Genomic DNA, 20,948 nt, shown 5'->3' on the forward strand with positions numbered 1-20,948 from the left:
CATTTAATTTTAAGAGAGTACTTCAAATATAACGAACTCATTCGTAGATAAAAGAGCTTTTATAAATTAAAATGTTATTGTTCACTTACTTTGTGTGATTCATTAGTATATTTGTGTAAACAGGCAATTTATTTTGTTGCACTCCAACTACTATCTATGAAAAAGCTTCTCGTTGTAACAGCCCTTTGTTTTATTACCTATCAATCGAATTCGCAGGTTTTGATTTCACTTTTATTGGGAGATAAACTTAATTCCGAAAAATTGGAATTTGGTCTACAAGGAGGTTTGAATTGGATGCATTTAGGCGGACTGGATTCTAATGATTATTTAACGAAATTCAATTTAGGGTTTTATTTTACTTTTCAGATGAAAAATCCAAAGTACTATTTTCATACCGGAGTTTTAGTAAAATCTAATGAAGGTCTAGACCACTTATCGAGAGCAGATCTTGAGTCTATAGGAGGTGAATGGCAAGAAATTGAGGGGAGATACCAACAAATCATTCAAAGTTTTATGGTACCCGCTTTAATGCGAAGACAATTTGAAGATGGTGTGTACGTAGAGTTAGGTCCACAATTTGCTCTTCGTTCAAAATCGTATGTAGAGTATACATCCGATGTTGATGGCGTTGAGCGAAATATTAAATTTGATAATAAAGACTTAATCAATAGAATTGATGCCGGTGTTTTAGGTGGCTTTGGATATCGATTTGGCAAAAATAGAAATGTTGCAATTGGTGCACGCTATTACCAAAGTTTTGTAAACGTCTATAAAGATCGACCTAACACTCAAAGTAGAGGATTCTTTTTGAATGTAAATTATCCAATAGGTGTAAAAAAGGCGAAAGCAAGAAGAGAGACGAAAGAAGCTGAAGAAAAGAATTTAGAAAATTAATAAGTTATTTGAGCTTTAAACTTTTGTTAGGTTCTCTGCCAAATCCTGATATGAATAGGCTATCGTTTGTAATAGTTGCAATGGCAAAAGCTGTAGTATCTTTGGTATCTACCATTCCTTTAAATGTAACATGATGTACATTATTTAAAGTTGCATAGGCTCCAGCATGATTGTGTCCATTCATATAGAACTTTATATTTTCATACGGTGCAATAAGCTCTAAAAATTCCTCGGTATTCCATAAGTTATGGTTGTCTATTGGTTGCACGGGGAAATGACAGAAAAATCCCACATTTTGATTTTGTGATTTGGCCTCTTCAAGTTGAATTTTTACCCAACTCATTTGTTCTTTACTTAAAGCACCATTGTAAAACATAGCATAGGGCAATGAATTTTTTTCTTTTTTAGCTAATAATTGTTGCGATGCTTGTTGGTTATTTTTTGATGGGGCATAAGTACTTAAATCGGTGCCATCTAGTACTATAAATTTCCAGTTGTGTTTGTTGAAACTATAGTATCGATTTTTGAGTTTTAGTTTATAGGGTATTTTGGACTTTAAACTATCTGCTACATCAAAATCATGATTACCCAAAACATGATATCTATCTGAATTTAAATTTTTCCAAGTAGGTAAGATACTGTCAAAACTTTTAAAATCTTTATCGATAAAGTCACCTAAATGAATTGTAAAATCAAGATCGTGCTGATTTAACTCATTTACAGCATCACTTAAACGTTGTGGTGATTTTCTAAAATAGCGGTCCCATTTTATATCACAATCACAATATTGACAGTCTGCGATTATACCAAACGAAAATTCTACTGATTCTTCTTTTTTTTGGCAAGAAATAACACAAAAAACAACAATTATAACATAAAGTAATTTTGACATTTTCAAATGAATTAAAAAATAAAAATACAAATAAAATAAATTCAACAAATCTTTGATAAATCCTTAATAATTACGGCGAAAATTAACAAGTTTTGAATTCTGTTGTTTATTGTGTTTTTTTTACACGTTATACTTGTTTAGTGATTATGGAGATTATATATTTGTAAGGTAGGTTAGACCTACTTTCTTTTTCATAGCAATTTTCCCACTTAATCACTTAAGTGGGTTTTTTTTGTGCTTTTTTGTTTGGAAATATTTTAGAGTTTTACGAATTTCATTATTAAATGTAAAAAATACAATTTATCCTTGCGTAATATTCCAAAGTAACATATCTTTGTTGCGTAGGTTAAAACCTACTTTCTTTTTCATAGCAATTTTCCCACTTAATCACTTAAGTGGGTTTTTTTATGCGCAAAAAAACCTCTTTACATTTATAGAAAGAGGTGTGCTTAAGTTAAAATTAAGTTTATTGACTATTTACCAACAATATGTATCGTCGTAAAATCTTTTGAAACTATTAATGTTTCGCTGTTTTTTGATACATCCACGTTCTCATTATCAACAGAAATACTAGCTATTTCAAAAGGTAATCCTTTTAAGTTCAATTTAAATGTTGAGTAAGGAGTTATGTATTTACCAGATTTGTGTTGTTGAATTGAAAGTGAGTTTGATTTACCAACTAAACTGAAATTTCTCAAACTATAACGCCCTTTGATATAGTCATAGCCGTCATGTGCATCTTCAAATAATTGCGATTTTTCTTTTCCTTTTTTGTAATACACATCTAAAGTTAATTCATCAAATTCTTTTTCACCTACATATTGTTGAATTGGATATTTAGGAATGATTGCCCCCTCTTTTATAAAGATTGGCATAAAATCTAAATCTGCATCTACCCATGCTTCTTGACCACCTTCAACAATACTATCATCCCAGAAGTTATACCATCTGCCACGAGGGAAGAACATGCGTCTACCTTTAGCATTTGGTTCATTAATTGGACATACTAATATTTTCTCTCCAAACACAAACTCATCATTTCTGTAATGTGTATGCGGATCTTCTTGGTCAAATAAAACCAATGATTTTAGAATTGGCACTCCGTCATTCACGTAATTCCAAAAGGCCGTATATAGGTATGGTAGTAATTGGTAACGAATCTCAATAAACTTTCTAACTACATTTGTAATGTTGTCGTCAAAAGCCCAAGGTTCTTGATCGCCATGGTCTCCAGAAGAGTGTGTTCTACAGAATGGGTGGAATATTCCTAACTGAATCCAGCGAGCGTATAATTCACCATTCGGTTGTTCTGCAAAACCACCAATATCAGAGCCTACATTTGAGAATCCAGATAAACACATACGTTGTGCTTGTTGGTTAGCAATATTTAAATGATCCCATGTAGCAATATTATCACCTGTCCAAGTTGAGGTATAACGTTGTGTACCAGAATAGGCTGCACGTGTAATTACAAAAGGACGCTTAGGATATGAGAATTTTTTCAATCCTTGGTATGTTGCTCTTGCCATCTGCATACCATAAATATTATGAGCTTTTCTATGGCTACAATGGTTACCGTCGTAATTATGTCGCACGTCGTCAGGAAAAGTTTTACCAGGTACATCCATTACTGCAGGCTCGTTCATATCATTCCAAACACCCTTAACACCAACTTCCTCAATCAGTTCTTTAAATAAATCAGACCACCAATCACGTACTTTGGGATTTGTAAAGTCAGGGAAATGGCATTCACCAGGCCAAACTTTACCATTCATATATGGTCCATCGGCACGTTTACAGAAGTAATCGTTTTCCATTCCTTCTTTAAACACGCTGTAGTTGTTGTCTATTTTTATTCCTGGATCAATTATAACAATAGTTTTAAATCCATCGTCAGAAAGGTCTTTAACCATTTTCTTTGGATTCGGGAAATATTCTTTGTTCCATGTAAAGCAGCGGAACCCATCCATATAATCAATATCTAAATAGATGGCGTCACAAGGAATTTTTAAATCTCTAAATTTTTGTGTGATTTCTCTAACGTTAGATTCTGGATAATAACTCCATTTACATTGGTGGTAGCCTAGTGTCCATAAAGCTGGCATATGATGAGGCTTACCTGTTAAATCTGTATAATTAGAAACTACATCGCTCATCTGAGGTCCGTAAATAAAGTAGTAGTTCATCTCGCCACCTTGAGCCCAAAAACTTGTAATATTTCTGCGTTCCTGACAAAAATCGAAATACGATCTGAACGTATTGTCAAAAAAGATACCATAAGACTTTGTGCCATGCAATCCTATAAAGAACGGAATAGCTTTATAAATTGGATCTGTATCTCTACCGTATGCATAAGAATCTGTTACCCAGTTTTGAAAGCGTTTTCCTTTTAGGTTGATGTGCGAGGGTTTGTCTCCTAAACCATAAAAGCTCTCACTACTTTGAGAAGCTTTGGTCATTTTTACAATATTACCTCCGTATTCATAACTTTCTTCCCAGTGAAAACCAAGTTCGTCTTGATTGATTAGGCTACCGTCTTTTGCATCATAAATGCTTTTTCGAAGGTTTACTTTTGAGATATGACAAATCAACTTTGCAGTTGTAATAATATAATTGTCATCGTCTTCTGTAATCTCTAAATGATTGAAACCTCTACTCGCATATTTAGTTATTGCATACGAGAAATCGTTCTCAAAAATTAGGTTGGTTGTATATCTAAATCTCAATACACTGTCTCTAACAACAGTTACCTGAAGTACCACATTATTTTCTGTAGTAAAATAAAGTGTATCTACATCTTTTTTATATGATATTATTTTCGATGGATATAAATTTCCTTTAAATTCTAATTCTTCATTTAAAATCATAAAACCTTCTATTTAAGCGTAGAGCAAATTTACTTAAATGTTAAATTTTATAGAGTGTATATATCATAAAAACACCCCTATTTTATTGAAGTTTTATCAACAAAAAAGAGGTGTATGTTAATTGAGAATAGTTGAGGGTTAATTAATTTCAAAAACCACAACAGCTAATGGTGGAATTGTAATTTCAGCATGATGTTTTTTACCATTCCAAGATTCTTTTTTAATTGTAATTGGTTTGGAATTCGATATGCCTCCGCCACCAAATTTTTTCATGTCACTATTAAAAATTTGTTTTAGCTTACCTTTGTTTTTGATGCCTATCTTATATTTTTCATGAACGGTAGGAGTGAAGTTGCAAACTACAATAACATCGGTTTCTTTTCCTTTTCTAATGTACGATATTACCGAATTCACATTGTCATCATAAGCAATCCATTCAAAACCTTTGTTAACAAACGCATTTTCGAAAAGTGCAGGTGTTTCTTTGTAAAACTTATTTAGGTTTTTAAAATAGGTTTGCATTTTTTTATGTGGTTCGAACTCTAAAAGATTCCAATCTAAACTTTGTTGGAAATTCCATTCGTTGTATTGCCCAAATTCGCCTCCCATAAATAATAAATTTGTTCCAGGGTGTGTAAACATGTAGCCATATAATAATCTTAAATTTGCAAAGCGTTGCCACTCGTCACCAGGCATTCTGCCAAGGATGGAGTTTTTACCATATACTACTTCATCGTGTGAGAGGGGTAACATGAAATTTTCTGTAAACGCGTAGGTTAAACTAAATGAAATGTCATTCTGGTGGTATTGTCTGTAAATCGAATCTTTTTTGAAGTAATTGAGTGTATCGTGCATCCAACCCATCATCCATTTCATGCCAAAACCTAAACCACCCATATCTGTAGGGTTGGTTACATTAGGAAAGGCAGTAGACTCTTCGGCAATAGTTTGAACATCTGGAAAGGATTGATAGATTTCTGCATTTAATTCTTGAAAGAAAGAGATCGCATCTAAATTTTCTCGTCCGCCAAATTCATTTGGTTCCCATTCGCCATCTTCTCGAGAATAATCTAAATACAACATAGAGGCTACAGCATCTACTCTCAAGCCATCTACATGGTATTGATCTAACCAGAAAAGTGCATTGCTAATTAAAAATGAACGCACTTCGTTTCGTCCATAATTAAAGATTAAACTTTTCCAATCTTGATGATATCCTTTACGACGATCTGGATGTTCGTACAAGTGTGAGCCATCAAAATAACCGAGGCCATGAGCATCTTCGGGAAAATGAGATGGCACCCAATCTAAAATAACACCAATGCCACTTTGATGTAGTTTGTCAACTAGAAATTTAAATTCTTCTGGATACCCGAAACGTGAGCTAGGCGCGAAATACCCTGTAACTTGATACCCCCATGAAGGGTCGAATGGAAATTCCATTACAGGCATAAACTCAACATGCGTAAAGTTCATTTCTTTTACATAAGAAACGAGTTCATCTGCTAACTCGAAGTATGACATAAAACGGTCTTCTTCAACCTTTCTTTTCCAAGAACCAAGATGTACTTCGTATACAGAATAGGGAGCGTCTAATGCATTGTGTTTTTTGCGGTTTTTTAACCAGTTATTATCTTTCCATTTGTAATTGTCATCCCAAACAATAGAAGCTGTTTTTGGTGGATGTTCGTACCTTCTTGCATACGGATCAGCTTTTTCTGTTATGACTCCGTTATGGTGTGATTCAATTCGGTATTTATAAATATGACCTTTGCCAACATGTGGTATGAAACCTTCCCATATACCTGAGGCATCCCATCGAACATTTAATTGATGTTCATTAGCATTCCAATAATTAAAATCGCCTATTACAGAAATTGATTTTGCACTTGGAGCCCAAACTGCGAAATACGTTCCTTTTACTCCATTAATCGTGGTAATATGAGAACCGAATTTATGATAAAGCCGGAAATGTTTACCGGCTTTAAATAAGTTGATGTCGAAATCAGAAAATAAACTATGTGCTAAAACTTCTGCCATACTGTTAGATTACAAAACCATTTGGAATAATAGCTCCTTTTTTAAGGACAACAATTCCATCTTTAATGACGCATAGATCAGTTTCTTGATCTTCTAAATGCACGCCGCCATTAATTCTCACATCATCCCCAATACAACAATTCATGTCAATTATAGCATTTTTAATAAAGCAACGTTTGCCAATACCTTTTGAAATAATATTTGGGTTTTCTAATTCTTCGAGTGATTGGTATGAGTCGCTTCCCATCATATAAGTATTTATTATAGTAGACTCTTCTCCAATTCGAGATCTAACACCAATTACACATCTCTCTAATTTTGCAGCATGAACAATACAGCCATCTGCTACTACAGTTCTATTTAATGTTGTGCCAGATATTTTTGTTGTTGGTAACATACGTGCACGCGTATAAATGCGCTGTGCTTTATCGTATAAATCGAAATCAGGAATATCGTCTGTCAAACCTAAATTGGCCTCAAAGAACGAATCTATGTTTCCAATATCTGTCCAGTACCCTTCGTATTGATAGCTTAATGTTTTGTGCTTTTCAATTGATTGCGGAATAATTTCTTTACCAAAATCAATGGTGTCTGGGTTTTTCATTAATTCAATCAGTAAGTCGCGATTAAAAATGTAAATACCCATAGAGGCAAGATAATGTCTTCCTTCTGCTTTCATTTCATCACTCACTTCAGAAGTCCAATCTGATAATAAATCAGCAGCTGGTTTTTCTATAAATGAAGTGATTTTTCCTTTATCGTCACTTTTCAAAATTCCAAAAGAAGTTGCTTGCTTCGCATTTACAGGAATGGTAGCAATAGAAATTTTTGCTTTCGCCTTTTCATGAGCCTTGATCATGGCATTAAAGTCCATTTGATACAATTGGTCACCAGATAGAATTAAAGCATATTCAAAATCATGACGCAAAAAATGGTGCATACTCTGTCTAACAGCATCGGCAGTTCCTTGGAACCAACCCTTATTATCAGGTGTTTGTTCTGCCGCTAATACATCAACAAACGCAGAACTGAAAAAACTAAAAGAATAGGTGTTTTTTATATGACGGTTTAATGATGCAGAGTTAAACTGCGTTAACACATACATTCTCTTAATATCAGAATTGATACAATTGGAAATAGGAATATCAACCAATCTATATTTTCCGGCAATTGGAACTGCAGGTTTAGATCTTGCGTGTGTTAATGGATATAAACGTGTTCCTTGTCCACCTCCTAAAATGATTGATAAAACTTTGTTGTTAACCATGACTTACTTTTTTAATGTATTATACAATTTTATATATGCTTTGGCAGATGCATTCCAAGAATGATCTATGTCCATAATAGCTTTTCTTATTTTAGTAAAATTTGGGGTATCATTGTAAAAATTAGTTGCTCTTTCTATTGCCTGAACAATTTGTTTAACTTCTACTTTTTGATGTACAAATCCAAATCCGTTATTGTCTATATCAATAACTGTATCTTTTAATCCTCCTATACTTCTTACAACAGGTATCAAACCATAACGTAACGAATATAACTGATTCAGTCCGCAAGGTTCTACTCTTGACGGCATTATTAAAAAGTCTGCACCAGCATAAATAATATGCGATAAGCGCTCGTCGTATCCGATATAGTTGTTATAAGTATTTGGGAATAGCTGTTTTATTTCATTTAATTCAGATTCAACATTTTTGTGACCTGACCCCAATAAAAGTACAGAAATATTTTCAGAAGCCAATGCTTCTTTAAAAGCCGATGGTAATAAATCGGCGCCCTTTTCGCCAACCAATCTTCCGATAAAGGCAAAGAGAGGTTTAGACTCATCTAATCCAAACTCATCACACAACCATTTTTTATTTCCTTTTCTGCCAGAAACTACCGTACTTTTTTTAAAGTTTTTAATAATGTAATTATCTGTTTCCGGATTCCAAACATCGGTATCGATACCGTTTAAAATACCAGAGCATTTTGCGTGCTCAGATGCTAATAAACTTTCCAGCCCATTAGCTGCTAGTTTTAGCTCTTCCATGTAACTTGGTGATACAGTTGTAACTGCCCAAGCACATTTTATTGCAGCTGCAAGCGGATTGATTGCGCCTCCCCAATCTAACAATCCAACATGGTCAAAATTAAATGCTGGTATCAGGCCAACCTTTTCATGTGAAAACCATCCTTGATATTGAGCATTGTGAATAGTAAGTACAACAGGAATTTTATTTAATGATTCATATTTATACGATTCTTGCAACATAAAAGGTGCCAACCCTACATGATGGTCGTGGCAATGAAATAGGTTTGGTTTTTCGTCCCAAGTTAAGACCCAGTCTAGCGCAGCAATCTGAAAAGCTAAAAAACGATTGGTATCGTCCGAAGAGTAGACATAATCAACAAATAATAGATTAGGAATTTTTATAAAATAAATATTAAACCCTAATGTGTTTTCTTTTAAAGTAACAATTTGATATGCTAAATTTTGATTGCCTAACTCTAGCGTACTATTATAAATTGTTTTATACTCGTTTTTATGAGTAAACGCATTGTCGTACAAAGGCATAATTACTTCAGATTGACTATTGCCATTGCTTTGATATTTTGGTAATGAGCCAACGACATCTGCTAATCCTCCAACTTTTGCTATAGGATAACATTCTGCGCTAAGGTGTAGTATTTTCATGGTTGTGATTGTGACCGAAAAAATACGAATTATAAAAAAAAGAAATGGGTGTTTATAGTTAAAAAAACACCCATTATTATTATGAAATTGTCAATTAAACTGAACGAAATATCAATTTCATCACATTTTATGCAAATATGTGGTTTAATCGTTTAATTTTAAAACAGCCATAAATGCCTGTTGAGGTATTTCTACGTTACCTACTTGACGCATTCTCTTTTTACCTTTCTTCTGTTTTTCTAATAATTTACGCTTTCTAGAAATATCTCCTCCGTAACATTTGGCCGTTACGTCTTTACGTAAAGCTTTTACAGTTTCTCTGGAAATAATTTTAGATCCAATGGCTGCTTGAATTGGAATGTCGAACTGCTGTCTAGGTATTAATTCACGGAGTTTTTCACACATTTTTTTGCCAATGGTATATGCGTTATCTGCATGTATTAAAGCTGAAAGCGCATCTACAGATTGTGCGTTTAATAGGATGTCAACTTTTACTAATTTTGAAGCTCTCATACCAATAGGTGAGTAATCAAAAGATGCATATCCTTTAGATACAGTTTTTAAACGATCGTAAAAATCGAAAACAATTTCAGCCAGTGGCATATCAAAACTCAACTCAACACGATCTTGCGTTAAATAGGTTTGGTTGGTAATTTGACCGCGCTTTTCAATACACAAGCTCATAACTGGTCCAACAAAGTCAGACTTGGTAATAATTGATGCCTTAATATATGGTTCTTCAACACGATTTAATGTTGAAGGGTCTGGTAAATCTGATGGATTATTTACAATGATGAGCTCATCAGGATTTTTATTGGTATATGCATGGTACGATACGTTTGGTACCGTTGTAATAACGGTCATGTCAAACTCACGCTCTAAACGCTCTTGAATAATTTCTAAATGCAACATTCCTAAGAATCCACATCGGAAACCAAATCCTAAAGCGGCAGAACTTTCTGGTTGAAACACTAAAGAAGCATCGTTTAACTGAAGTTTTTCCATAGAAGCTCTTAAGTCTTCATAGTCTTCTGTGTCTACAGGATAAATTCCAGCAAACACCATTGGTTTTACATCTTCAAAACCTGCAATAGCCTCTTGTGTTGGATTTTTAGCGTCGGTAATTGTATCTCCAACCTTAACTTCTTTTGCTGTCTTAATTCCTGTAATCAAGTATCCAACATCTCCAGTTTTAACAGAGTCTTTAACTACCTGATTTAGTTTTAAAGTGCCAACTTCATCAGCAAAATATTCTTTATCTGTTGCTAAGAATTTAATTTTTTGACCCTTTTTAATTTCACCATTTAGTACTCTAAAATATGTTTCAATTCCTCTAAATGTATTGAATACTGAATCAAAAATTAATGCTTGTAATGGTGCTTCTGGGTCGCCTTCTGGTGCAGGAATTCGATCGATAATGGCTTCTAGAATTTGATCTACACCAAAGCCAGTTTTACCACTTGCAGGAATAACCTCTTCTGGATCGCAACCTAAAAGGTCTACAATATCATCTGTAACCTCTTCCGGATTGGCACTTGGTAAATCTACTTTGTTTAGTACAGGAATAATTTCTAAGTCATTCTCTAATGCTAAATATAAGTTAGAAATGGTTTGTGCTTGTATGCTTTGTGCTGCGTCTACAATTAAAAGGGCTCCTTCGCAAGCAGCAATAGAACGTGAAACTTCGTAAGAAAAATCTACGTGACCCGGAGTGTCAATTAGGTTTAACACATAGGTTTCACCCTTGAATTCATACTCCATTTGTATGGCATGTGATTTAATGGTAATACCACGTTCACGCTCTAAATCCATATTGTCTAAAAGCTGATCTTGCTTTTCGCGTTCTGTAACAGAACCAGTGTAATCTAATAACCTGTCTGCTAGTGTACTTTTACCATGATCAATATGGGCTATAATACAAAAGTTTCTTATGTGCTTCATTTTCTATTCCTTCGTTCAGATTGCAAATATAAGTTATTGTGATTGGTTTAAAGACAAACTAACAGTTACTCTACCCAATCAGCTAAAAATAAATTGGTGTCGTGGCCCCCACCATTGTTTCTATTAGATGAAAACAAGATGCGATTACCATCATTAGAAAAAACAGGGAACGCATTAAACGAACCTCCATGTGTAATTTTTTCTAAGTTTTTTCCATCAATATCAATCATGTATAAATCAAATGGAAATCCTCCGTCATTTTCAAAGTTTGAAGAGAAAATAATTTTTTCTCCAGATGGGTGAAAGAATGGACTCCAATTGGCATTTCCTAAATGCGTTAATTGACGTAAATCTGATCCATCTGCGTTACAGATGTACAATTCCATTTCTGTTGGTTGTACCAGTCCTTCTATTAATAATGCTTTGTATTCAGCAATTTCTTCATCTGTTTTTGGTCTTGACGATCGGAAGATAATTTTGCTGCCATCAGGTGAGAAAAACGCACCACCATCATAACCATAATCAAAGGTAATTTGCTTAATATCGGTGCCGTCAATGTTCATTGTGTACAACTCTATGTCACCACTTCTAGTTGAGGTAAACACAATTTTATCTCCTTTAGGCGATACTGTTGGTTCTGCATCGTACCCAGGCTCATTCGTTAACTTTTTAATGATTTCTCCTTGTGGATTTGCTAAGTAAATATCGTAGGTATCATAAATTGGCCAGATGTATTTGCCGTTTTTACGCAATACAGCTTCTGGACATTCATGGTGCCCTTCATGTGTAGAAGAATAGATAATATTTCCATCTGGCAAAAAATAGGAGCAAGTTGTTCTTCCTAATCCTGTACTTACCATTTGTGGTTTCGAATCTTCAAACGTTTCGCCAACATTCATTATAAACATTTGATCACACTCAACGCCCCATTCTTTGTGATTTGATTGGAAAATAATTTGTTTATCATCAAAACTCCAATAGGCCTCTGCATTATCTCCACCAAATGTAATTTGTTGCATGTTTTTAAAGTGTTTTTCACCTTTAAAATACAATGAGTCGGTATAGGTTTCCCCACTCCAAGCGTCCTTATCTTTTTTATCTGATGGTACACAGCTAATTAAAAACAGTCCTGAAAGGGCAAGGAAAAGTTGATTCATTTATTTGTATATTTTTGGTGGTTTAGCGTTTTAAATATGTTAGAATATTTAATTTTGCAAAATTAATCCGATAATCCTATGAAACAATATTTTGCGCTGTTATTTTTGGTAGTTATAGCAGCTTGTACTACTGAAAAATTTGACACAAAAATGCAAGAAGATGTAACTTATTTGGCTGATGATAGATTGGAAGGCAGGCAAACTGGAACTGAAGGAGAGCAGATTGCAGCAGATTATATTGCTAAACGTTTTAGAAAATTAGGTTTAGACCCAAAAGGAACAGAAGGGTATTTTCAGTCATTTTCATTTGTGCCCAAAACACATCCGCATGCTCAAGTAAAGTTTACGGACTCGGTTTCTAAGAACACAATTACAGGTAAGAATGTTGTTGGCTTTTTAGATAATGGTGCAGAAAATACGGTAATCATTGGAGCGCATTATGATCATTTAGGTTGGGGTTCTGAAGGATCGTTACACAGAGGGGATAGCTTAATACATAATGGTGCAGACGATAATGCAAGTGGTGTAGCCGTAATGTTAAATGTAGCAGATAGATTACAAGAAATTAATACGAACAACAATTACCTTTTTATGGCTTTTTCTGGTGAAGAAATGGGATTGTTGGGTTCTAATTATTTTGCAAAAAATCCTACGATTGATATTAAAAAAGTAAATTATATGATCAATATGGATATGGTTGGTCGTATGAAGCAAGATAGTTCTTTAGCAGTTTACGGTACCGGTACATCACCATTGCTGTCACAAACAGTTCATTCTTTAGGAGACGATTTTAAAATTATTGAGAAAGAATCTGGTGTGGGGCCTTCAGATCATACTTCTTTTTACTTACAAGATCTGCCTGTTTTGCACTTGTTTACAGGACAACATGAAGATTATCATAAGCCGTCAGATGATGCAGAATTACTGAATTATGAAGGTATGTATAAAATAGCAGACTATGTAGTAGCTATTGTTACAGAATTGGATGATAATGGAAAATTAAAATTCACAAAAACTAAGAATGAATCTGAAGAAACACCAAGATTTAAAGTAAAGTTGGGCGTAGTTCCGAATTACTTATATGACGGTGAAGGAATGAAGGTTGATGGTGTTAATGAAGGCGGTCCTGCTGCAAATGCTGGAATTCAGAAGAAAGACATTGTTGTGAAAATGGGAGATCTAGAAATTGTAGACATGATGGCATATATGAAAGCGCTTTCACAATTTGAACGAGGTCAAACAGTAAAGGTGGTTGTACAGCGTAAGAAAGAATTGGTTGAAACTGAAGTAACTTTCTAAAACAGTAAAATTAATAGAAGTGGTAAAAATTGGAGATATAGAATTAGGAGATTTTCCGTTGTTGCTTGCACCAATGGAAGATGTGAGTGATCCGCCTTTTAGAGCTTTGTGTAAAGAGCAAGGAGCCGATGTGGTATATACGGAGTTTATTTCTTCTGAAGGGTTGATTCGTAATGCAGCTAAGAGTGTTAAGAAATTAGATATTTACGAAAAAGAACGTCCTGTTGGTATCCAGATTTTTGGAGCCAATTTAGAATCTATGCTGCGTACGGTTGAGATTGTAGAGCAATCGAAACCAGATATTATCGACATTAATTTTGGTTGCCCAGTTAAGAAGGTTGTTTCACGCGGAGCAGGTGCAGGTATTTTGAAAGATATCGATTTAATGGTTAAGCTTTCTGACGCGATGGTAAAGCATACAGATTTACCTGTAACAGTAAAAACGCGTTTGGGTTGGGATCACGATTCTATTAAAATTGTTGAGGTGGCAGAGCGCTTGCAAGATGTAGGTGTTAAATCCATTGCCATACATGGCAGAACTAGGGCTCAAATGTATAAGGGAGATGCAGATTGGAAACCTATTGCCGAAGTAAAGAATAACCCTAGAATGCATATTCCGGTTTTTGGAAATGGCGATGTTTCTACCCCAGAGAGAGCTAAAGAAATGCGTGATGATTATGGGCTTGATGGTGCTATGATTGGAAGAGCTTCTATTGGAAACCCATGGTTTTTTAAGCAGGTAAAACACTTTTTTCAAACAGGTGAACACTTGCCAGAAATATCAATTGCGGAACGTGTAGAAATGGCAAAGCGTCATTTGCAAATGGAGATAGATTGGAAAGAAAGTGAAATGCAAGGGGTGTTAGAAACAAGAAGACACTATGCAACCTATTTTAAAGGAATTCCACATTTTAAAGAGTACAGACTTAAAATGGTAACTTCAGATGACGCTCAAGTGGTGTTTGATACGTTTGATGAAGTGCTTCAAAAATTTGGTTAGAACAGAAGTAAGTATCAAAAGTTAGATTCATTTTGACTTAGCTCTGTATTTGTTGCTAAGAAATAAAAGACTTTGTGATTCTACTACTAGCTATTTTGGCAGCCACATAACCAAGTGTTAGAATTGTTACAATAACTACAGCTACATTTATCACTTTAAATTCTACAGGAAAAGCAAGAGAAGGAGTTATCATAAATAAATGATATTGCTTTTGTAATACTACAAGAACAATACCTAATACCAAGCCTATAGCGAGACCAATAATACAAAGTAAGCTTCCTTGTAATACAAAAACACGTTTAATATCTTTTACTTGAAGGCCAATATTAAATAGCGTTGTAAGATTTTTTCGTTTGTCAAAAATCATCATAATTATGGCTCCTATAACATTAAAGAGCGCAATAATAAGGATAAGTGTGGAGACCAAATACGATGCTAAATTTTCAATATTTAGCATTCTGTAAAAAGTGGCATTAAGTTGTTCTCTTGTTTCAATTTTAAAATTGGCACCTAACTTTTCTTCTAAGTCAGTAATCAAATTGGAACGGTTGTCTAGATTGTCAACTTTTACCTCAATTGCACTAATTTGATTTAAATCATACTCAAGCAATTGTTGTGCTTTTTGCTTGGTAATAAACACATATTTAGAATCGTACTCCTCTGTCAATGCAAAAATCCCTACAGATTGGGTCAAAATGGTACTAATATCATTTTTCATGCTTTCTACATAGCCTTTACCTGGTTTCGGCACATAGATTTTTAGTGGCTCTAAATGGTCGTTGATACCCATTGATAGTTTATTGGAAATTTCATTCCCAATAACTGCGTGATGATCAAAATCAAAATTTATCCAAAAACCAACAACCAATGCCGTATCTACATTGTTTACTTTAATGTAGTTTTCTTCTATACCTTTAATGTATCCTAAATGTGTTTTACTTCCGTGTTCTAAGAAAACACGTTCTTCAATTACTTCGGCATAATGTGCAATACGATTGTCATTATTCAAAACTTCTTTTATGCTGTCGGTCATAAAAAATGACTTTCCATAGGTTGGCGTAATTTTAAAATCTGGGTCTGCAATATCTACAAAAGACAAACTGAAGGCCTTTAATCCAGAAAATCCTGAGAGTACAATAAACAATGCCATAGTGCCAATAACAACACCTATAGTTGCAATGGCGGTAATAATGTTTATAGTATTATTACTGCTTTTTGAGAATAAATAGCGTTTGGCAATGTATAGGGATATGTTCAATAATTAGCGTTTTTGACGTTTTTCGAGAATATCCGGATTTTCAATAGGATTTTCCTCGTTTCCACTCAAGGCATTGTCAATACCTTCTATATAGTCTAACGAATCATCTACAAAAAAGTGTAAGTTAGGCATTCTACGTAGCTGATTTTTTGTTCGAGCAGCTAACTCATGCCTAATATCTACAGTATTTGATTTGATACCTTCAATCAAAACATCTCTTTTGTCTGTTGGAAAAATACTTAAGTATACTTTGGCTTCACCTAAATCTGCTGTAACATGTACTTTAGTTACAGATATAATTACCCCTGGCATACCTTCTCTTGCTGCACTTTGCAACACGTCTACCAAGTCTTTTTGTATAACGCCTGCAATTTTCTTTTGTCTGTTTGTTTCCATGCCACAAAAGTACGGTATATTTGAGAATGTTAAGAATAGTAGGATGAAAAAAATAGAACATTTAGGAATAGCCGTTCGAGATTTAGAGGCTTCAAATCAATTGTTTGAAAAACTGTTTGGCGCGGCTCCATATAAAAGCGAGGCTGTTGAATCAGAAGGTGTGATTACCTCATTTTTTAAATCTGGCCCTAATAAAATTGAATTGTTAGGAGCAACAAATCCAGAAAGTCCGATCGCCAAATTTTTAGAAAAGAGGGGCGAGGGTATTCATCATATTGCCTTTGCAGTAGACGATATAAATGCTGAATTAAAACGCTTAAAAGCTGAAGGTTTTACTTTGATTAATGAAACACCAAAGCGAGGTGCAGATAATAAACTGATAGCTTTTGTAGATCCAAAAACAACCAATGGGGTATTAATTGAGTTGTGCCAAGAGGCACCGCAAGAATAAGGTATATACTAATTTTAAACTCAGTTCGTTTTTTACGTATAACAAACTCAATCGATTCTTGGCATAGAGCCTAACGATTGTTATCTTGCAGCAAAATCAAACTTTCATGTCTAAATCCTTCGAAAAATATCAAAAACGACGATTGCGTTCGTCATATATTTCTGTAATAGTAAGTATAGCCTTGGTGCTTTTTTTGGTTGGTATGTTAGGATTGGTATTGTTAAAAACTCAAAATATTGCAAAGCACTTTAAAGAGCAAGTTGCAATAACTGTGTTTTTGAATGACTATATAGAAGAAGATGATGTGCTTACATTAAAGACTATTATTGAAGGTCAAGAGTATACGAAAGAAGTGGTTTATATTTCGAAAGAAGAAGCAGCAAAGAATTTTGGAGAAGAGATTGGTGAGGATTTTATTTCTTATTTGGGTAAAAATCCTTTAAAAGATGCCTTGAGTATTTATGTGAAATCAGATTTTGTTACTCCAGGAAAAATGACTTTAATAGCGAATGAACTAGGAGAGAATGATTCGGTATTTGAGGTGAGTTATGATAAGCCTCTGATTGATTTACTCACTCAAAATATTCAGCGTTTCAGTTTCTGGATGCTTATTTTTAGTGGGCTATTTACATTAATCGCCGTGGTTTTAATTAACAGCGCAATAAGACTCTCTGTATATTCAAAACGATTTACAATTAAAACGATGCAAATGGTAGGTGCCACTAAAGCATTTATAAGAAGACCTTTTATTTGGCGCGGAATTCAATTAGGTTTGGTTGGGGCAGTTGTAGCTATTTTAGGTATAGTAGGTCTTCTAATTTATATCAACGGAAATATTCCTGAATTACAAGTCTTAGAAGATAAAGTTCAATTAGCTATAGTTTTTGGTGCAGTACTGTTATTAGGTATTTGCATCACTTTTTTAAGTACTTATTTTGCAACTAGAAGGTTTTTAAATTTACGTACAGAAGACCTGTATTATTAAATAATAACCGTTACTTTGCATTGACTCAAAAAGTAACAGAAATTAAACACCATGAGTAAGAAGAAACAAACAAGCAAGCCACAAAAACCATTTTTATTTGAAAAGAAAAATTACATTTTAATGGTAATTGGTTTAGTAGTTATTATGCTAGGTTTTGCCTTAATGGCAGGTGGCGGAAGTGATGATCCTGAAGTGTTTAATGAAGCGATTTATAATTTTAGAAGAATTCGTTTAGCTCCAACTCTAGTTATTTTAGGATTGGGTATTGAAATCTATGCCATCTTAGCAAAATCTAAAAGTGAATGAGCTATATAGAGGCCCTTATTCTTGGAGTTATTCAAGGTCTTACGGAGTTTTTACCAGTATCTTCTAGTGGTCATATAGAATTAGCAGAAGCTATTCTTGGCGATCATGCATTACCACAGGAGAGTTTAACTTTTACAGTTGTGTTACACTTTGCTACGGCGTTAAGTACGATAGTCATTTTTAGAAAAGAGATAGCTCAAATTTTTAAAGGATTGTTTCAATTTAAATGGAATGAAGAAACATCTTTCTCATTTCGTATTCTATTGTCAATGATTCCAGCTGCAGTAGTTGGTTTCTTGTTTGAAGAGCAATTAGAAATGCTGTTTTCTAGCCAGATTTTATTGGTTGGATTTATGTTGATTATAACTGCATTGTTACTATTATTAGCAGATAGAGCGCAAAATACAGAGCGAAAAGTGTCGTTTTTTTCTGCCTTTATTATTGGGGTTTCACAAGCCATTGCAATGCTTCCTGGTATTTCGAGGTCTGGTGCTACAATTTCAACTGCTGTTTTATTAGGTATTGATAGAACAAAAGCTGCACGCTTTTCATTCCTCATGGTAGTGCCTTTAATTTTTGGTAAGGTTGCTAAAGATATTTTAGGAGGTGAGATAAGTTTTGAAGGAAGTCAAATTGGTATTTTATCGGTGGGTTTTGTTGCAGCATTTGTATCAGGGTTGCTCGCTTGTACTTGGATGATTAGTCTTGTTAAACGAAGCAAATTATCTTACTTTTCTATTTATTGTGCAGTAGTAGGTTTCATAGCTATTACAGTTTCTTTAATGAATTAATACTATGAAAACACTTGAAGATTTTAAAAACGGACAAGTGTTGTTAATTGATAAGCCCTTGAATTGGACTTCATTTCAAGTGGTGAACAAATTGCGATGGGAAATCCGTCAAAAATTCAATATCAAAAAAATTAAGGTTGGTCATGCAGGTACTTTAGATCCTTTAGCTACTGGATTGTTGATTTTGTGTACTGGTAAAATGACCAAGCAAATTGAAACTTTTCAAGCGCAGCATAAAGAATATACTGGTACTATAACAGTTGGGGCTACTACGCCAAGTTACGATTTAGAAACAGAGGTTGATGCGACTTTCGAAACGTCTCATATTACAGAAAAACTGATTCATCAAACAGCTCAAAATTTTGAAGGGAATCAACAACAAATTCCACCTATTTTTTCTGCATTAAAAAAAGATGGAAAGAAATTGTATGAGCTAGCAAGAGAGGGTAAAACTACTGAAATCAAATCCCGAAAAATTGAAATTTCATCTTTTGAAATAACGAAGATAGACTTACCGCATATAGATTTTAAAGTTGCCTGTAGTAAGGGTACTTATATTAGATCGTTGGCATTTGATTTTGGCAAAGCCTTAAAATCTGGAGCACATTTATCGGCTCTTAGAAGAACCAAAATTGGTTATTTTTCTGTAGATGATGCTCAGTCAATTGAAGCATTTATTACAGAGTTAAAAGCCTAGATAAATCTATTGTGCCAACTCTCTGTAATAGGAACCTCCCAAGCGTCTTCTAGTTCTTCTTTGGTTTCAATTAAGTTATTAAAAACAATTATTTTTTTAGAAATTGCCCCTTGCTTGAGCATCTTTTTAAATTCTTGAACACTTTTATATTGCACAAAATCACCTTGTTTAAAACATACATTAACTTTATCTAAAAGTGTTAAGTCATGTTTGTTTTCAATGCCTATTATAAAACTGATTAACGCATCTATGGCTTGTACATTTAAAGAATCAATTGTTTGGTCTACACCAACAATAATAATACGATTGTAAGCAATTTTATACCCTGAAATTACAGGCTTTCCATTGTTTAACCAGTTGCTAGAAAATTGGGTGAGTAAATCTTGAATTTCATTAAATAACTTAGCATGCAATTTTTTGCTTGAAGGAAAGATCCAAATTTTTGAAGCGTTTGGAAGTTGCTTAAAATCTACGTTCATAAGTTATTATTTATGTGTAAAAATACGACTTTAATAAGACCCTCGTTTAAATGAATAGTTCGCAATGTTTTCTGAATGATTATGTTGCAATTTTGCTATTTTTACCAACTACAAAAGTATTTATGAGAACCTTACTATTCATATGTCTATTAGCACTTTTTGTATCGTGCAATTCTAAGAAGAAACAAACAATAGAAGAAGTGTTGGCTAATACTGAGCAAGAAGAAACACAAATAAGCAGAATAGGTGTTACTTTAAGCAGTATGGCTCAAAAAGACATGCAAACATGGGTTAAGTATCAAAACATGCGTGCGATGGTAGAGCGTTATCAACGCATCACCAAATCAGAGGCGCTTCAAAATGCCTTGGAGTTGTCGGAGTTAATTTTGGATGCATCCGATACAATTGAGGTAGCTATGGTAGATAAACCAGAAGTACAGATGCGTTTTCATGTGCTGTATAATCAAGCATTTCGATTAAATGATATGGCAGACATAAGCTCTATTACTAAAGAAGAAGTGGAGGTGCAGGTAACAAATATTCTTGATGCATATTCATCTTTAAACGATAAGATTAATGTACTATATAAAATTGATCAGTTTAAAAGGCAATACAAAGAAGGAGAAGATATTCCGTTTGAAATTCAACAACCTGTTTTAAAAGACGGAAGGAGCTTGAATGAAATGCATAAAAGAACTTCTAATAAGAAAACTCCTAATGAGCGCCTCGAAGCAAAAAAAGGCGAAAACAGTAGACAGTAGTCTGTTAATTAGCGTTAATTTTTTCAGCTAAAACTTTAATTTGTTTATTTTGGCAAT

Annotated in this window: 19 protein-coding genes; 9 read left to right on the forward strand and 10 right to left on the reverse strand. The window is 34.0% G+C overall.

Annotation, left to right across the window (positions count from 1 at the left end):
• Window positions 1–156: 156 nt before the first annotated feature.
• The gene (locus tag ACYQ5R_RS07230; RefSeq protein ID WP_460190250.1) at window positions 157–894 is read left to right on the forward strand and encodes an outer membrane beta-barrel protein; all 738 of its coding nucleotides are present in this window, start codon (window positions 157–159) and stop codon (window positions 892–894) included.
• A gap of 4 nt (window positions 895–898) precedes the next feature.
• Here ACYQ5R_RS07230 and ACYQ5R_RS07235 read toward each other — a convergent pair whose 3' ends face one another.
• The 7 genes from ACYQ5R_RS07235 to ACYQ5R_RS07265 all read right to left on the reverse strand — a co-directional run bounded on the left by ACYQ5R_RS07235 (window position 899) and on the right by ACYQ5R_RS07265 (window position 12,468).
• On the reverse strand, window positions 899–1,786 hold the full coding sequence (locus ACYQ5R_RS07235) for a metallophosphoesterase (protein WP_460190251.1): 888 nt from the start codon (window positions 1,784–1,786) through the stop codon (window positions 899–901).
• Window positions 1,787–2,259: 473 nt separating this feature from the next.
• Window positions 2,260–4,653, reverse strand: a complete 2,394-nt coding sequence (locus ACYQ5R_RS07240; RefSeq protein WP_460190252.1) for a glycoside hydrolase family 31 protein — start codon at window positions 4,651–4,653, stop codon at window positions 2,260–2,262.
• Between the two features lie 138 nt (window positions 4,654–4,791).
• Window positions 4,792–6,693 (reverse strand): 1,4-alpha-glucan branching protein GlgB, encoded by a 1,902-nt coding sequence (glgB, locus tag ACYQ5R_RS07245; protein WP_460190253.1) that lies wholly within the window; start codon window positions 6,691–6,693, stop codon window positions 4,792–4,794.
• Between the two features lie 4 nt (window positions 6,694–6,697).
• Complete coding sequence (locus ACYQ5R_RS07250; RefSeq protein WP_460190254.1) at window positions 6,698–7,960, reverse strand: glucose-1-phosphate adenylyltransferase; 1,263 nt, start codon at window positions 7,958–7,960, stop codon at window positions 6,698–6,700.
• A gap of 3 nt (window positions 7,961–7,963) precedes the next feature.
• Window positions 7,964–9,370, reverse strand: a complete 1,407-nt coding sequence (locus ACYQ5R_RS07255; RefSeq protein WP_460190255.1) for a glycogen synthase — start codon at window positions 9,368–9,370, stop codon at window positions 7,964–7,966.
• Between the two features lie 144 nt (window positions 9,371–9,514).
• A complete protein-coding gene (lepA, locus tag ACYQ5R_RS07260) occupies window positions 9,515–11,311 on the reverse strand; it encodes a translation elongation factor 4 (protein WP_460190256.1) in 1,797 nt (598 codons plus the stop codon).
• Between the two features lie 65 nt (window positions 11,312–11,376).
• Window positions 11,377–12,468, reverse strand: coding sequence for a TolB family protein (locus tag ACYQ5R_RS07265; RefSeq protein ID WP_460190257.1), 1,092 nt, complete (start codon window positions 12,466–12,468; stop codon window positions 11,377–11,379).
• A 78-nt stretch (window positions 12,469–12,546) separates the two neighbouring features.
• Between ACYQ5R_RS07265 and ACYQ5R_RS07270 the strand changes: the two genes are divergently transcribed.
• Both ACYQ5R_RS07270 and dusB read left to right on the forward strand, forming a co-directional pair.
• Window positions 12,547–13,767, forward strand: a complete 1,221-nt coding sequence (locus ACYQ5R_RS07270) for a M28 family peptidase (RefSeq protein WP_460190258.1) — start codon at window positions 12,547–12,549, stop codon at window positions 13,765–13,767.
• A 19-nt stretch (window positions 13,768–13,786) separates the two neighbouring features.
• The gene (gene dusB, locus ACYQ5R_RS07275) at window positions 13,787–14,767 is read left to right on the forward strand and encodes a tRNA dihydrouridine synthase DusB (RefSeq protein WP_460190259.1); all 981 of its coding nucleotides are present in this window, start codon (window positions 13,787–13,789) and stop codon (window positions 14,765–14,767) included.
• A gap of 55 nt (window positions 14,768–14,822) precedes the next feature.
• Here dusB and ACYQ5R_RS07280 read toward each other — a convergent pair whose 3' ends face one another.
• Window positions 14,823–16,025 carry an ABC transporter permease gene (locus tag ACYQ5R_RS07280; protein WP_460190260.1) on the reverse strand — a complete coding sequence of 401 codons (1,203 nt, stop codon included), beginning with the start codon at window positions 16,023–16,025 and terminating at the stop codon, window positions 14,823–14,825.
• 3 nt (window positions 16,026–16,028) lie between these two features.
• Complete coding sequence (gene rbfA, locus ACYQ5R_RS07285; protein ID WP_460190261.1) at window positions 16,029–16,421, reverse strand: 30S ribosome-binding factor RbfA; 393 nt, start codon at window positions 16,419–16,421, stop codon at window positions 16,029–16,031.
• A 43-nt stretch (window positions 16,422–16,464) separates the two neighbouring features.
• Here rbfA and mce point away from each other — a divergent pair, with 43 nt between their 5' ends.
• The 5 genes from mce to truB all read left to right on the forward strand — a co-directional run bounded on the left by mce (window position 16,465) and on the right by truB (window position 19,651).
• Window positions 16,465–16,872: a methylmalonyl-CoA epimerase gene (gene mce / locus ACYQ5R_RS07290; RefSeq protein WP_460190262.1), complete on the forward strand. Its 408-nt coding sequence runs from the start codon at window positions 16,465–16,467 to the stop codon at window positions 16,870–16,872.
• Between the two features lie 106 nt (window positions 16,873–16,978).
• Window positions 16,979–17,857 (forward strand): cell division protein FtsX, encoded by an 879-nt coding sequence (locus ACYQ5R_RS07295; RefSeq protein WP_460190263.1) that lies wholly within the window; start codon window positions 16,979–16,981, stop codon window positions 17,855–17,857.
• Window positions 17,858–17,908: 51 nt separating this feature from the next.
• Window positions 17,909–18,163 (forward strand): DUF3098 domain-containing protein, encoded by a 255-nt coding sequence (locus tag ACYQ5R_RS07300; protein ID WP_460190264.1) that lies wholly within the window; start codon window positions 17,909–17,911, stop codon window positions 18,161–18,163.
• Window positions 18,160–18,954, forward strand: a complete 795-nt coding sequence (locus ACYQ5R_RS07305; protein ID WP_460190265.1) for an undecaprenyl-diphosphate phosphatase — start codon at window positions 18,160–18,162, stop codon at window positions 18,952–18,954. The genes ACYQ5R_RS07300 and ACYQ5R_RS07305 overlap by 4 nt, the downstream gene beginning before the upstream one ends.
• Before the next feature lie 4 nt (window positions 18,955–18,958).
• Window positions 18,959–19,651 carry a tRNA pseudouridine(55) synthase TruB gene (gene truB, locus ACYQ5R_RS07310; protein ID WP_460190266.1) on the forward strand — a complete coding sequence of 231 codons (693 nt, stop codon included), beginning with the start codon at window positions 18,959–18,961 and terminating at the stop codon, window positions 19,649–19,651.
• On the opposite strand, the gene ACYQ5R_RS07315 is transcribed toward truB, so the two are convergent.
• Window positions 19,648–20,130: an ABC transporter ATPase gene (locus tag ACYQ5R_RS07315; protein ID WP_460190267.1), complete on the reverse strand. Its 483-nt coding sequence runs from the start codon at window positions 20,128–20,130 to the stop codon at window positions 19,648–19,650. The genes truB and ACYQ5R_RS07315 overlap by 4 nt on opposite strands.
• A 122-nt stretch (window positions 20,131–20,252) precedes the next feature.
• On the opposite strand from ACYQ5R_RS07315, the gene ACYQ5R_RS07320 reads away from it, so the two are divergent.
• A complete protein-coding gene (locus tag ACYQ5R_RS07320) occupies window positions 20,253–20,891 on the forward strand; it encodes a hypothetical protein (protein ID WP_460190268.1) in 639 nt (212 codons plus the stop codon).
• Window positions 20,892–20,948 lie beyond the last annotated feature (57 nt).

This window comes from Urechidicola sp. KH5 (assembly GCF_054661455.1).

Bases quoted from the DNA above. Each gene is read 5' to 3' on its own strand.
- ACYQ5R_RS07230 (WP_460190250.1), top strand. From the start codon at position 157: ATGAAAAAGCTTCTCGTTGTAACAGCCCTTTGTTTTATTACCTATCAA.
- ACYQ5R_RS07235 (WP_460190251.1), bottom strand. From the start codon at position 1,786: ATGTCAAAATTACTTTATGTTATAATTGTTGTTTTTTGTGTTATTTCT.
- ACYQ5R_RS07240 (WP_460190252.1), bottom strand. From the start codon at position 4,653: ATGATTTTAAATGAAGAATTAGAATTTAAAGGAAATTTATATCCATCG.
- glgB (WP_460190253.1), bottom strand. From the start codon at position 6,693: ATGGCAGAAGTTTTAGCACATAGTTTATTTTCTGATTTCGACATCAAC.
- ACYQ5R_RS07250 (WP_460190254.1), bottom strand. From the start codon at position 7,960: ATGGTTAACAACAAAGTTTTATCAATCATTTTAGGAGGTGGACAAGGA.
- ACYQ5R_RS07255 (WP_460190255.1), bottom strand. From the start codon at position 9,370: ATGAAAATACTACACCTTAGCGCAGAATGTTATCCTATAGCAAAAGTT.
- lepA (WP_460190256.1), bottom strand. From the start codon at position 11,311: ATGAAGCACATAAGAAACTTTTGTATTATAGCCCATATTGATCATGGT.
- ACYQ5R_RS07265 (WP_460190257.1), bottom strand. From the start codon at position 12,468: ATGAATCAACTTTTCCTTGCCCTTTCAGGACTGTTTTTAATTAGCTGT.
- ACYQ5R_RS07270 (WP_460190258.1), top strand. From the start codon at position 12,547: ATGAAACAATATTTTGCGCTGTTATTTTTGGTAGTTATAGCAGCTTGT.
- rbfA (WP_460190261.1), bottom strand. From the start codon at position 16,421: ATGGAAACAAACAGACAAAAGAAAATTGCAGGCGTTATACAAAAAGAC.
- mce (WP_460190262.1), top strand. From the start codon at position 16,465: ATGAAAAAAATAGAACATTTAGGAATAGCCGTTCGAGATTTAGAGGCT.
- ACYQ5R_RS07295 (WP_460190263.1), top strand. From the start codon at position 16,979: ATGTCTAAATCCTTCGAAAAATATCAAAAACGACGATTGCGTTCGTCA.
- ACYQ5R_RS07300 (WP_460190264.1), top strand. From the start codon at position 17,909: ATGAGTAAGAAGAAACAAACAAGCAAGCCACAAAAACCATTTTTATTT.
- ACYQ5R_RS07305 (WP_460190265.1), top strand. From the start codon at position 18,160: ATGAGCTATATAGAGGCCCTTATTCTTGGAGTTATTCAAGGTCTTACG.
- truB (WP_460190266.1), top strand. From the start codon at position 18,959: ATGAAAACACTTGAAGATTTTAAAAACGGACAAGTGTTGTTAATTGAT.
- ACYQ5R_RS07315 (WP_460190267.1), bottom strand. From the start codon at position 20,130: ATGAACGTAGATTTTAAGCAACTTCCAAACGCTTCAAAAATTTGGATC.
- ACYQ5R_RS07320 (WP_460190268.1), top strand. From the start codon at position 20,253: ATGAGAACCTTACTATTCATATGTCTATTAGCACTTTTTGTATCGTGC.